We start from the raw sequence: 11,914 nt of genomic DNA, 5'->3' as shown, positions 1-11,914 counted from the left end.
CGATCCCTGACTTTACATCCCCATTATGAAAGAGCTTTTGCGCAGCACAGATCCGACCATCATCGCATTCGCCACAGCCCTGCTTCAGGGGGAGGGTATAGACTGCTTTGAAATGGACGTAAATATGAGCATCTTAGAAGGCGGGATCGGAATTTTTCCGCGTCGTTTGATGGTGCGATCAGCAGATTTGCAACAAGCTGAGCGGGTTATGCGCGACAATGAGATCGCGCTGGGCCGGCCGGTATGAGCCAGGCGCTCACCAAAAACGCCTTTTTGAATGGTCGTGTGCAACTTTGGCAGCCCAGAGATGGCTATCGGGCAGGAGTGGATCCGGTTCTCTTGGCAGCCTCTATCCCGGCCAAGCCCGGTGAACGTGTCCTTGAGCTGGGCTGTGGCGCGGGCGCCGCGTTTTTGTGTTTGTGCAAACGGGTTGATGACCTGACCTGTGACGCTGTGGAGATACAGGCGGATTATGCAGCTCTGGCGCGAAAGAATGTTCAGGAAAACGATGTGGATGTCACGATCTGGGAAGCTGATTTGGCGGCGCTCCCAGAGGATCTCAGACAGGGGCAGTTTGATCACGTTTTTGCGAACCCCCCCTATTTTGATCGGGCGGCGGGAACACTGGCTCAGGACTTGGGGCGCGATTTTGCAAGAGGCGAACTGACACCTTTGAGCACGTGGGTTTCTGTGGCTGCGAAGCGGTTGGCTCCCAAAGGCACAGCAACCTTTGTGCACCGCGCAGAGAAGATGCCCGAGCTGCTTTCAGCGATGATGCCTGTGTTGGGCTCATTAGAGGTTTTGCCGCTTCAAGCGCGGGCTGGGCGCGCTGCAGGCTTGGTGCTGGTGCGCGGGCGCAAAGGCGGGCGCGGGGCGTTTAAGCTGCATGCGCCCTTGTTGATGCATGAGGGGGCGGAACACTTGCGAGATGGGGAAAGTTATACGCCTCAGGTGCGGGCTGCTTTGCGAGAAGGCGCCCCGCTCCCATTTCCAGAAAAATAGTTTTCTTGCCAGAAATGATTCGATGGGAAAACGGCGCTGTTTTGCGTCAGTTTTGCGAAGGTGAGGCTGCGCGTTGGCGGAAATTTTCCTGTGTTTCGAATGCGACACAGTCGGTGCGTGACAGGCGATAAATTCTGTGCTGCACTGTTTGGGCTAAAGATCGTTTGGATAGGAGACCAAGATGAGCGTAAGCGCACACCTGCAAGAGCTGAAACGCAAACATGAAGCCCTCTCTGATCAAGTCGAACAGGAACAACGTTCGCCAGGCAGCAGTGACCTCGCCATCGCCGACCTAAAGAAGCAAAAGCTCCGACTTAAAGAAGAGATCACGCGTCTCTCGATATAAGTTCTAGTTAGACTTTAGACTGGCGCGCGCGGCGAGTATGGCGCCGCCAGTCACGAGCAAGGTAGCGACCGCCAAGTGCAAGGTTGGTTCTGCGAAGCCAAATGCCACCAAAGCCAATGTCGACAAGATCGGTGCCGAATAAGACGCGGTGCCCAAGAGTTGAATGTCGCCGCGCTTTACGCCGATATCCCAGACATAGAAGGCCAATCCTACCGGGGCCAGCCCTAGCGCTAGGACAGAGCCCCAGCCCAAGGAGCTGTCCGGCCAAGCAGTGTCCTCAAAGAGGATATGGAGTCCGGCGGAAAGTACTGCGGTGGCAAGGCAAAACACCACAACTGAAACGGTAGGCACATCGCCGAGGCGACGGGAAAACACCGAGTAACTCGACCAGGTGAAAGCACAGGCAAGAGCTAATGCGTATCCGGGTAAATGCTTTGGATTAAAGCCGATCCCGCCGCCGCCAATGATCAAGGCAGCACCGACAAACCCCAAGAACGCACCGAGCAGGTGGCCCGCCCGTAACTTTTCACCGGGCAGCAGGCCTGAGAGCAGCACAATGAGGAGCGGCCAAAGATATGCAATTAGTCCGGCTTCCGCGGCTGGTGCCAAGCGCAGAGCGCTGAAATATAGCGCGTGATAGCCAAAGAGGCCGATTGTCCCAAAGAGGTAGACCCTGAACGGTACCTTCGAAAGTGCGCGCCATTCGCCTGTGACCGCGGCCCATACAACGCCAAGGGTTCCGCCAATGGTGAAGCAGAGCGCGTTCAGCAACAGAGGCGGCGTGGGGGCGCTGCCAACGGTGAAAAGCGCCAGCAACGCCCAGAGCAGAACTGCGATGAAACCCGTGGCGGTGGCTTTGCTGCGCGTCATGTGGGGAAAATCTCTTCAATGGGTGTCAGGGTTAAGGCTTCCGTGACTGCGGCTGTCTTTTCAATCTCTTTCATCATCCATGCGTGGAATGCAGCAATATGCGGGCGGGTCTGAGTGCCTTCGCGGCAGAGGAAGCGAAACCCAGCCTTGAGGGAAATGGCCTGTCCGTAGGGGGCAACGAGGCGTCCTTCATAAATGTCTTTGATCACGAGCGCGCGGCGTCCCAAGGCAATTCCCGCGCCTGCAAGGGCTGCGTCAATACTATGATCTGCGCCTGTGAAGCGCGGGCCATGGCTGGTGTCGATATCGAGTTTCATCAGGCGGCACCATGCGGCCCAATCTGCGCGGGGTCGCAGGAAGTCTATTGATTCATCGTGGATCAGCGTGGCGCCAGAGAGGCTCTCTATCGTGGGGAACCGCTCTGCCAACTCTGGCACCATAACCGGGGTGACCCATTCACGGGCCATCGGGAAGGACCAAAGGCCAGCTTCCTTGCGATCCTCGCCAAAGCGGATCGCGACATCCACCTCATCTCGGTTGAAGTCCAGATTGCGCAGGGTTGCGGAGAAACGCAGGTCGATCTCTGGGTGCGCGCGTGCAAATTCATAAAAGCGCGGGGCAAGCCATTTGGCGGTGAAGGCAGGACCGGCGGTGACCATCAATGTTGCGTCGTCGGTCTGGCGTTGCGCGCTGCGCCAAGCTGAGGATAGGGTCTGAAATCCTTCCTGAACACCGGGAGCAAGGGTCTTGCCGATTTCCGTGAGTGCGACAGCGCGGTTGAGGCGGTGGAACAGCGGTGCCCCCAAATGCTCTTCAAGAGATTTGATCTGGTAAGAAAGCGCGGCAGGAGTCACGTATAGCTCTTCTGCGGCTTTCGCGAAGGACATATGGCGTGCAGCGGCCTCAAAGGCGCGTAAGGCGGTGAGTGGGGGAAGGCGGTCCGACATCTTCAGTTAAGTACAGTTTAACTGAACTCTTGAAAAGTCTCGTTTGTCGAGAACTACGGATAAAGCGATATTGGGTGCAGTTAGACATTCCTCCAGTAGCAAGTGAGAACGCCATGATTGAAACTGCTTACAATGCCCGCACCCGCCAAGCTTTCGAGGCCGCGCACGCAGAGCGCAGCAAAATCTTCGTTGGCTTCTTCAAATCCTTGTTTGGCACCAAAAAAGTTCCGCTGAGCCAGATGGCACTTACGGAACCGTCCCGCTGTGCATGAGATGTGAATTTCAAACACTTACGGGGCATAAAGAAAGGGCCGGTCCATATAGACCGGCCCTTTGCGTTTGGTAGAGATCCAGAGATCAGACGAAGAATTGCCCGCCGTTGGCGGAAATCGTGGAGCCATTGATGAACCCGGCGTCTTCAGAAGCCAGGAAGCTCACGCAGCGTGCGATCTCTTCGGGTTCACCCAAACGGCCTGTCGGAATTTGGCCGATGATGGATTCGCGCACCTTCTCCGGCACAGCCATCACCATCTCAGTGGCGATGTAACCGGGGCAAATAGCATTTGCGGTGATACCTGCACGGGCGCCTTCTTGCGCGAGAGATTTCACAATACCCAAATCGCCCGCTTTGGTGGCAGCATAGTTCACCTGAGCGAACTGACCTTTCTGGCCATTGATCGAGCTGATCACAATGATGCGGCCAAATTTGCGCTCGCGCATGCCAGGCCATACCGGGTGAACAGTGTTGAACACACCGGTGAGGTTTGTATCCACAACCTCTTTCCATTGTTCCGGGGTCATCTTGTGAAACGGCGCGTCGCGGGTGATGCCCGCGTTGGCGACCACGATGTCAATTGGGCCCAGATCTGCTTCGACCTGTGCGATGCCCGCAGCAGAAGCCTCATAGTCTGCCACGTTCCATTTATATGTCTTGATGCCGGTGGCTTCGGTGAAGGCGGCTGCCTTCTCATCGTTGCCTGCATAGGTTGCTGCAACTTCATAGCCATCCGCTTTGAGTGCTTTAGAAATGGCTTCTCCAATGCCACGGCTGCCGCCGGTGACGAGTGCTACTCTTGCCATAGTGGTCCTCCAGTCCAAATTTACTTAGTAACTCTGTTACGTATTTATGTGTTAATTCGCAAGAAAATTGCGCAGTAAGAATGCCGCACCGCAGATATTTTTTCTGCTTGTGCGAAATTGACCTCCCAAAGGCACAAAAAAAGGGCGCCGGATAGGCGCCCCTTCGCGTTGTAAAACGTGCTGGGGCGCAGGCTTAGGGGCGCTCAAGGCACATAGCCACGCCCATACCGCCGCCGATGCAAAGTGTGGCGAGACCTTTCTTGGCATCGCGGCGCTGCATTTCAAAAAGAAGTGTGTTCAGAATGCGCGCACCAGAAGCGCCAATCGGGTGGCCGATTGCGATTGCACCACCATTGACGTTTACGATCTCGGGATTCCAGCCCATGTCCTTGTTCACGGCACAAGCCTGTGCTGCGAAGGCTTCGTTGGCTTCCACAAGATCAAGATCTTCGGCGGACCAACCTGCTTTGTCCAAGGCTTTGCGGGAGGCATAAATCGGACCAACGCCCATGATCGATGGGTCCAGGCCAGCGGTCGCATAGGATGCGATGCGGGCGAGTGGTTCGATGCCGCGCTTCTCGGCTTCGTCTGCGGTCATCAGCAACGCGCCGGCTGCGCCATCGTTAAGGCCGGAGGCGTTGGCCGCCGTGACAGAGCCATCTTTGGTGAAGGCCGGGCGCAGCTTCTGCATGCCTTCGATGGTTGCACCATGACGGATGTATTCGTCTTTATCGACGATGATGTCACCCTTGCGGGTCTTCACGGTGAAGGGGATCACTTCATCTTCGAATTTGCCGGCTTTCTGAGCCGCTTCAGCTTTGTTTTGAGATGCGAGCGCAAATTCGTCTTGCGCTTCGCGGCTGATTTGCCATTTCTCGGCGACGTTTTCGGCGGTCTGGCCCATGTGATAGCCGTTGAATGCATCCCAAAGACCGTCGCGGATCATGCTGTCGATGTACTTGACATCACCCATTTTGGTGCCAGCACGCAGGTGTGCCACGTGGGGAGAGAGTGACATGCTTTCCTGACCGCCTGCGGCCACGATGTTCGCGTCGCCAAGCTGAATGTGCTGTGCGGCGAGGGCGACAGCGCGCAGTCCGGACCCGCACACCTGGTTGATACCCCACGCGGCGCTTTCGATTGGCAGGCCCGCATTGATGTGTGCCTGACGCGCCGGGTTTTGGCCTTGGCCTGCAGTCAGCACTTGACCCAGAATAGTCTCAGAAACGTCTGCTTTTTCGATGCCTGCGCGGGCCACCAGCGCTTCCAAAACCGCAGCGCCAAGATCGTGAGCTGGGGTGTTGGCGAATGATCCGCTGAAGCTGCCGACTGCGGTGCGTGCCGCGGAGGCGATCACTACGTTTGTCATTTGAAAATCCTCTACCAAATTCTGGGTGAAGGGTGCGCCCGGTTCTCCTCAACCAAAGGTGCAATCTTCCTCTCCAATGGCTGAATAGCGCATTTGCCGCACTGCGGCAACGGTGAGGGTTTTGGGGTGTCAAAGTGGCGCGGAAGTTTGGCAAAGCTTCGCCTGCCAAACTGAACCAGGAGGTTGTCAGATGGTAGTGGGGGCTTCGGGCTATGCAGCGCTGCGTTTATCTTTGCGCGATTTCCATGGGGGGGAGATCGTCGGGGCACCAAAGGCAAAACCTTGCAAACAATCAAATCCAAGATCCGTCATCATCTGTGCATCTGCCGGGCTTTCGATGCGGCTTGCAACGGAGTGCATGTCAAAGCGCTCGCAGATCGCAGCGACAGCACTCGCAAGCACTTGGTTTGCCGCGTCCGTCGCGATGTTTCGACTGAAAGAACCGTCCAGCTTGATGATGTCAAAATCAAAGTCACGGAACACCGTCAGAGTGGTGAGTCCGCTTCCATAGTCATCAAGGGCAAAGGACATGCCTTTGATCTGCAACTCTTCCATGAACCCTTTGACGATTTCGGGCACTTGGACCACCGACTTTTCGGAAATCTCAAAAATCAGTCGCTCAGGAATTGTTGCCGAGCGGGACAAGCCACGCTGCAGGCAATCCATCCAAGGGGCATAGCCAATGGAGCGAGCGGACATGTTGATGGAAAGGCGCAGCGCGGGCTGTTCTGCCAGCGCCTTCAACCCAAGCTCCAGTGCAAGAACATCGAGCTGTCGACCCAGTTCGCTGTCCTCAACAGCTCCCATAAAATCCTTTGCAGGAATGATCCGGCCGGTTTCATCCAGGACCCTGACAAGCGCCTCATAGAATGCGGGACGTTTGGTGTTAGAAGCCTGCACCACAGGTTGGTATGCGAGCATCACCTGTTTGTGCGCTATGGCCTCTCGCACCATATCCAAGGTCGAGGAGTCTCGCGTGTCAACAGCGTAGGCAAGCGGGCTGCGATGCTCTCGCGGCGTCCCTGCAGAATTTTTCTTGGTCGGGCGACCCATGGCAGACTCCCGGTTTCCCAATAGTGCGTCCTTCATCTTAGGCGCGGACAAATGAAACAACGCTTAAACTGCTAAGCAGAAAAATGCTTTACTAGTGGGTATTTACGCTCGATTTTAGCCAATTTGCATGGACACGGTGCGTGGCCGCTACTTTCCATTGATTTCCTGTCGGTTCCGAGCGGATGGCAAAGGGAGCGCTTCTTTTGAGAAATTATCCTAAAATCTCTGGAGACCTCGGCAAAACTGGGGGGCTAAATGAGCCTTGCAAATAAGGACGTGGCTGTTAGCGAGAGAGGTGGATAAGGCGGCATCCTTGCCGAGATGGGGCGGCCACCACGGGCTTCAATAATTTTGGCACATCACGCATCAGTTTAAGGGCGGATTTCGCGCAGCGTTTTAGCGCTTCTTTTTCGGCGAAATCGCGTGAGGGCTCGGCCCAAGAATAGCCAACCGCACCATTGTCAGACACCGCAAAGGCGCCAAATCGTTTGCCATTTTGCAGGCGCAGATATTCTTTGAATTCGCTATTGGCATCACGCGAAAGAGTCTCCCCATTTGTGGGAGGCGTAAAATTCTTGGGTGTGACGCGGGCATATAGAACGCAGTGCCGCGGGTTTTTGGATTTCGCATGACAGGCCGCGCGCGCGTAGTAGTCGGCAAGTTCAATGGAATTCACGTTTGAGAAGCTTCCAGCGAGGCGCTCCGGACGATTCACATAGATACTGCCGAAATATTCTGCCTTCCGGCGAAACTGTCTGAAAGATGACTTCGCATCGCCTTTCAGCGAGAAGTCCTTGAGTTGCTCGAGCTTACTGCGATTGCTTTGAGGTATGACATCTTCGGCGGTCAGCAATTGAGCTGGCAGCAGCAAACTTAGTGTCACAAGCAAGAGCAAACTAAATCGGGTCATCTGGCGGCCCACACTAAATCGTCAAAGTTAAAAAAAGCCCGCCTTTTTGAGGTCAGTGCATCAACCTGGCGATCAGCGATCACGCCAAATGCTTCGAAATTTATCAATATCTTGGGAGGATATCGCGAAACCCAATACGGGGTTTCGCAATTTGCTTTATTGAGCGGTCAGCTCGATCACGCCGGAGAGAATTGCACGGGCAGTATCGCTGGACCAATCGGCATCGCCATGGAGGCGCGCGATTTCATTGCCTTTGCGATCCAGCAAAACGGTCGCGGGCAAACCCAAAACCCCCATGTCGCGCGCGACGGCGCTTTGAGGATCGCGGTGAAGTGGCAGGTTGGAAACATTGATCTCTTCAAAGAACTTTTCCATTGCCGGCACCAAGTTACGTCCGGTCGCCAAGGTTACCACTTCAAAGTCATCACCGGACAGCTGTGATTGCAACTCAGACAGCATGGGCATTTCATGACGACAGGGCGCACACCAGGTTGCCCAGAAGTTCAGCAACACAACCTTGCCTTCATAGCCTTGCAAAGTTGCCTCAGTGCCTTCCCCCGTAACAAAGGACTTTTCAGAGATATCCTTTGGCTTGGGGTGGAAGATGAGCTTGCGCATATCACCTTCGCGCAGCTCCTTGACAGCTGTGTAATCCAGCTCGGCGGCCTGTGCTGGGGCGGTGAATGTGACAAAGGACATGGCGGCAATTGCGATTGCTGCCAAGCCTGTATAAACCGACGCGGACCTATTTCGTTTCATTTTCGCTCCAAAAGGGCTGCTCATGACCAAAGATACCTCGAACCAGATGTGGGGCGGCCGTTTTGCCGCTGGACCGGACGCCATCATGGAAGCGATCAACGCTTCTATCGGGTTCGATCAGCGAATGGCAGCGCAGGACATTGCTGGCTCTCGGGCCCACGCGGCGATGCTCGCCAAGACAGGCATCCTGACAGATACCGATGCGGAAGCCATTCGGGAAGGCCTGCTCACGGTCTTGTCAGAGATTGAAAGCGGAACGTTTGAATTCTCCACCGCGCTGGAAGATATCCACATGAATGTGGAGGCGCGCCTGAAAGACCTGATTGGGGAGCCTGCCGGGCGTCTTCATACGGGTCGTAGCCGCAATGACCAGGTGGCGACGGATTTCAAACTCTGGGTGCGCGATCAGATTGACGCCGCCATTGGCGGGATCGAAGCGTTGATCCGCGCCTTTGTTGCACAAGCCGAAGTGGGTGCCGATTGGGTGATGCCGGGTTTCACGCATCTGCAGACCGCCCAACCGGTGACGTGGGGTCACCACATGATGGCTTATGTGGAAATGTTCGGGCGCGACCTGAGCCGTTTCAAAGATGCCCGTGCGCGCATGAACGAATCTCCCTTGGGGGCAGCGGCGCTTGCGGGAACCTCTTTCCCGATTGATCGTGAGATGACGGCTGCGGCGCTGGGCTTTGATCGCCCTGCGGCAAATTCATTGGATGCAGTGGCTGATCGCGACTTCGCGCTGGAGTTTCTGTCTTCCGCCAGCATCTGCGCGATGCACCTGAGCCGTTTTGCCGAAGAGCTGGTGATCTGGTCCTCTGCACAGTTCCGTTTTGTCACGCTCTCTGACCGCTTCTCCACGGGCAGCTCGATCATGCCGCAGAAGAAGAACCCAGACGCAGCCGAGCTGATCCGCGCTAAGATTGGTCGGATTTTTGGAGCCAACACCGCGCTTCTGATGGTGATGAAAGGCTTGCCGCTGACCTATTCCAAGGACATGCAGGAAGACAAAGAACAGGTCTTTGATGCAGCGGATAACCTGATGCTGGCGCTGGCGGCGATGGAAGGCATGGTCAAGGATATGACTGCCAACCGCGAAAGCCTTGAAGCCGCTGCGGGCAGTGGTTTCTCAACCGCGACCGATCTTGCTGACTGGTTAGTGCGCGCTTTGAATATGCCGTTCCGCGATGCCCACCATGTGACGGGCTCGCTTGTTGCGATGGCGGAAAGCAAAGGCTGTGATTTGCCGGATCTGACCTTGGAAGACATGAAGTCGGTACACGACGCCATCACCGAAGATGTCTTTGGTGTGCTGGGCGTGCATAATTCAGTTTCTTCGCGCATGTCCTACGGTGGTACTGCACCAACACGAGTGCGTGAGCAGATCGCTTCCTGGCAGGCCAAATTGGGCTAAATCAGCTCAAACGTCTTGGATGCCCCGGCTTTTGCTGGGGCATTTTTGTTTGTGGGAAAGGTTTCCAATCGCTTTGCGCTATGGCGCTTGATGCGATAAAACGATCCTCGCTGATTTAGGAGACTGCGCCGATGCTACGGATCTGTTTTGCGATGCTGAGCCTGCTTGTGATCGCTGCATGTGGCGCAGATGGCGAGCCGTTTAAACCGCGTGCAAATGCCAATATTGGTATCGGTTCTGATGGTGTGCATACCTCCGGAAACGTTGGCATTAGCAATGGCACCGTGAGCATCTCGATTGGTGGCGGCTGCCGCTGGTACGGCTGCTGATACTCTGCGGATTGCCCTCAGGTGCTTGAAATCGCGCTAATAATCGCATCATTCTGATCTGGAACCTTCAAGCGCGCGTAGCGTTTGCAGAGACAGTGGAGCGCGCAACGGCGCGAGCGGAGAGGCATGATGTCAGCAATGCGATGGATTTATCTGGGATTGGCAATCTGGGGCGCGATTATGCCAATGCGGTACTTTGGGCCGTGGATTGCTGAAAATGGCTTTGATCTCCCGGCATTGGTCGCTTTGTGGAAGGCGAATCCAGCCGTGACTGGCATATATTGGGATCTGGTGATCTCAGCGATTGTGCTAACGATCTGGGTGGTTTTTGAGGCGTTCTCGCGTCGCAACTGGCTTGGGTTGCTCGCCATACCTGCGACCTGGATGGTTGGTGTCAGCTTTGGTTTGCCATTGTTCCTATTCTTACGCTCAAAACCGCAGAGCTGAGATCTTTCCTATGAAAGCGCGCTTGGCAGGATTGAATGGTCATTGCCTGCCGCGTAAGAGGGAGCGGTAGCGATGCAAAGGACTTCAGGAGAGCTCGGCCATGGATCATTTTCTTTATCGTGACGGCGTGTTGCATGCCGAAGATGTTCCGGTGACTGAGATTGCATCGCAGGTTGGCACACCCTTCTATTGCTATTCCACCGCGACGCTTGAACGCCATTTCAAATTGTTTGATGAGGCGCTGGAGGGCACCAAGCATCTGGTTTGTTATGCGATGAAAGCTGCCTCAAACCAGGCGATCCTAAAGACCCTCGCGGCGCTGGGCGCAGGTATGGATGTGGTCTCAGGCGGCGAATACGCGCGGGCCAAGGCCGCGGGCGTGCCCGGCGACAAAATCGTGTTTTCGGGTGTCGGCAAAACCGAAGAAGAGATTGAGGCGGCGTTGACTGGCGGCATCCGCCAATTCAACGTGGAAAGCGAGCCAGAGATGGCGGTTATCAGCGCGGTTGCAAGCCGCCTGGGCGTTGAGGCGCCAATCACCATTCGCGTGAACCCAGATGTCGATGCCAAGACACATGCCAAGATCGCAACCGGCAAATCCGAGAATAAGTTTGGCATCCCGATCAGCCGTGCGCGCGAGGTCTATGCCTTGGCGGCGTCGCTTCCCGGCCTCAAGGTCGTAGGCATTGATGTGCACATAGGCAGCCAGTTGACACAGCTGGAACCGTTTGCGGCGGCGTATCGCAAGGTCGCCGAGCTGACAGAAGTGCTGCGCGCAGATGGGCATGACATCAAACGACTGGATTTGGGTGGAGGACTGGGCATTCCGTATGAACGGTCCAACACAGCTCCACCGTTGCCGATCGAGTATGGTGCCATGGTCAAGCGGGAACTTGGGCATTTGGGCTGTGAGATCGAGATTGAGCCCGGTCGTTTGATCGCGGGCAATGCCGGTATCATGGTCAGCAAGGTGATCTACGTGAAATCTGGCGAGGATCGGGAATTCCTGATCGTGGACGGCGCGATGAACGATTTGATCCGCCCAGCGATGTATGAGGCGCATCACGATATTGTCCCCGTTTCCGAGCCAGCTCCCGGAGAAGAGCCCGGTAAATACGACATTGTTGGTCCGGTGTGTGAAACCGGTGATACCTTCGCCAAGGAACGCGAGATGGCCAAGCTGGCCGCAGGCGATCTCGTTGCGTTCCGCAGTGCGGGAGCCTACGGCGCTGTGATGTCTAGCGAATACAATACCCGGCCTTTGATTCCGGAGGTTTTGGTGCATGGCGATCAATTTGCGGTTATCCGCCGACGCCCGAGCTATGAAGAGATGATAAATCGCGATAGCATTCCAGAGTGGTTGTAGGGCCAGACGGCCCAAGGCAGTG

Annotated in this window: 15 protein-coding genes; 8 read left to right on the top strand and 7 right to left on the bottom strand. The window is 55.8% G+C overall.

The annotated features are described in order from the left end of the window. The first annotated feature begins 25 nt into the window (after positions 1-25). The 3 genes from J7399_RS03115 (at position 26) to J7399_RS03105 (ending at position 1,348) form a co-directional block, all read left to right on the top strand. Positions 26-247: a DUF2007 domain-containing protein gene (locus J7399_RS03115; RefSeq protein WP_209061553.1), complete on the top strand. Its 222-nt coding sequence runs from the start codon at positions 26-28 to the stop codon at positions 245-247. Beyond that, positions 244-1,002, top strand: coding sequence for a methyltransferase (locus J7399_RS03110; RefSeq protein ID WP_209084089.1), 759 nt, complete (start codon positions 244-246; stop codon positions 1,000-1,002). Before J7399_RS03115 ends, J7399_RS03110 begins: the two co-directional genes overlap by 4 nt. Positions 1,003-1,183: 181 nt before the next feature. After that, a complete protein-coding gene (locus tag J7399_RS03105) occupies positions 1,184-1,348 on the top strand; it encodes a YdcH family protein (protein WP_209061549.1) in 165 nt (54 codons plus the stop codon). Positions 1,349-1,351: 3 nt separating this feature from the next. Here the strand turns inward: J7399_RS03105 and J7399_RS03100 are convergent, their stop codons facing one another. Next, positions 1,352-2,218: an EamA family transporter gene (locus tag J7399_RS03100; protein WP_209084088.1), complete on the bottom strand. Its 867-nt coding sequence runs from the start codon at positions 2,216-2,218 to the stop codon at positions 1,352-1,354. Next, entirely contained in the window at positions 2,215-3,165 is a 951-nt protein-coding gene (gcvA, locus tag J7399_RS03095; protein ID WP_209084087.1) for a transcriptional regulator GcvA, read from the bottom strand. Before gcvA ends, J7399_RS03100 begins: the two co-directional genes overlap by 4 nt. 74 nt (positions 3,166-3,239) lie before the next feature. Between gcvA and J7399_RS03090 the strand changes: the two genes are divergently transcribed. Then, positions 3,240-3,437: a hypothetical protein gene (locus J7399_RS03090; RefSeq protein ID WP_209084085.1), complete on the top strand. Its 198-nt coding sequence runs from the start codon at positions 3,240-3,242 to the stop codon at positions 3,435-3,437. Positions 3,438-3,522: 85 nt separating this feature from the next. Here the strand turns inward: J7399_RS03090 and phbB are convergent, their stop codons facing one another. From phbB to J7399_RS03065, 5 genes are all read right to left on the bottom strand, one after another. Then, complete coding sequence (gene phbB, locus J7399_RS03085) at positions 3,523-4,245, bottom strand: acetoacetyl-CoA reductase (protein ID WP_209061531.1); 723 nt, start codon at positions 4,243-4,245, stop codon at positions 3,523-3,525. A 193-nt stretch (positions 4,246-4,438) separates the two neighbouring features. After that, positions 4,439-5,614: an acetyl-CoA C-acetyltransferase gene (locus tag J7399_RS03080; RefSeq protein WP_209061522.1), complete on the bottom strand. Its 1,176-nt coding sequence runs from the start codon at positions 5,612-5,614 to the stop codon at positions 4,439-4,441. Positions 5,615-5,824: 210 nt separating this feature from the next. Beyond that, a complete protein-coding gene (locus J7399_RS03075) occupies positions 5,825-6,667 on the bottom strand; it encodes an EAL domain-containing protein (RefSeq protein WP_209084084.1) in 843 nt (280 codons plus the stop codon). 283 nt (positions 6,668-6,950) lie between these two features. After that, positions 6,951-7,577: a DUF4189 domain-containing protein gene (locus J7399_RS03070; protein WP_209084082.1), complete on the bottom strand. Its 627-nt coding sequence runs from the start codon at positions 7,575-7,577 to the stop codon at positions 6,951-6,953. Positions 7,578-7,733: 156 nt separating this feature from the next. Further along, on the bottom strand, positions 7,734-8,336 hold the full coding sequence (locus J7399_RS03065; protein ID WP_209084080.1) for a TlpA disulfide reductase family protein: 603 nt from the start codon (positions 8,334-8,336) through the stop codon (positions 7,734-7,736). A gap of 22 nt (positions 8,337-8,358) precedes the next feature. Between J7399_RS03065 and argH the strand changes: the two genes are divergently transcribed. From argH to lysA, 4 genes are all read left to right on the top strand, one after another. Next, a complete protein-coding gene (gene argH, locus J7399_RS03060; protein ID WP_209084078.1) occupies positions 8,359-9,750 on the top strand; it encodes an argininosuccinate lyase in 1,392 nt (463 codons plus the stop codon). A gap of 131 nt (positions 9,751-9,881) precedes the next feature. After that, positions 9,882-10,079 carry a hypothetical protein gene (locus J7399_RS03055; protein ID WP_209084077.1) on the top strand — a complete coding sequence of 66 codons (198 nt, stop codon included), beginning with the start codon at positions 9,882-9,884 and terminating at the stop codon, positions 10,077-10,079. A 138-nt stretch (positions 10,080-10,217) separates the two neighbouring features. After that, the gene (locus J7399_RS03050) at positions 10,218-10,526 is read left to right on the top strand and encodes a DUF2834 domain-containing protein (protein ID WP_209084076.1); all 309 of its coding nucleotides are present in this window, start codon (positions 10,218-10,220) and stop codon (positions 10,524-10,526) included. Between the two features lie 100 nt (positions 10,527-10,626). Then, entirely contained in the window at positions 10,627-11,892 is a 1,266-nt protein-coding gene (lysA, locus tag J7399_RS03045; protein ID WP_209084075.1) for a diaminopimelate decarboxylase, read from the top strand. Positions 11,893-11,914 lie beyond the last annotated feature (22 nt).

It is taken from the genome of Shimia sp. R9_1 (genome assembly GCF_017743775.1).
GTDB lineage: Bacteria > Pseudomonadota > Alphaproteobacteria > Rhodobacterales > Rhodobacteraceae > Shimia.
The sequence above is the reverse complement of the archived record's forward strand: the minus strand, read 5'-3'. Positions and strand labels throughout refer to the sequence as shown.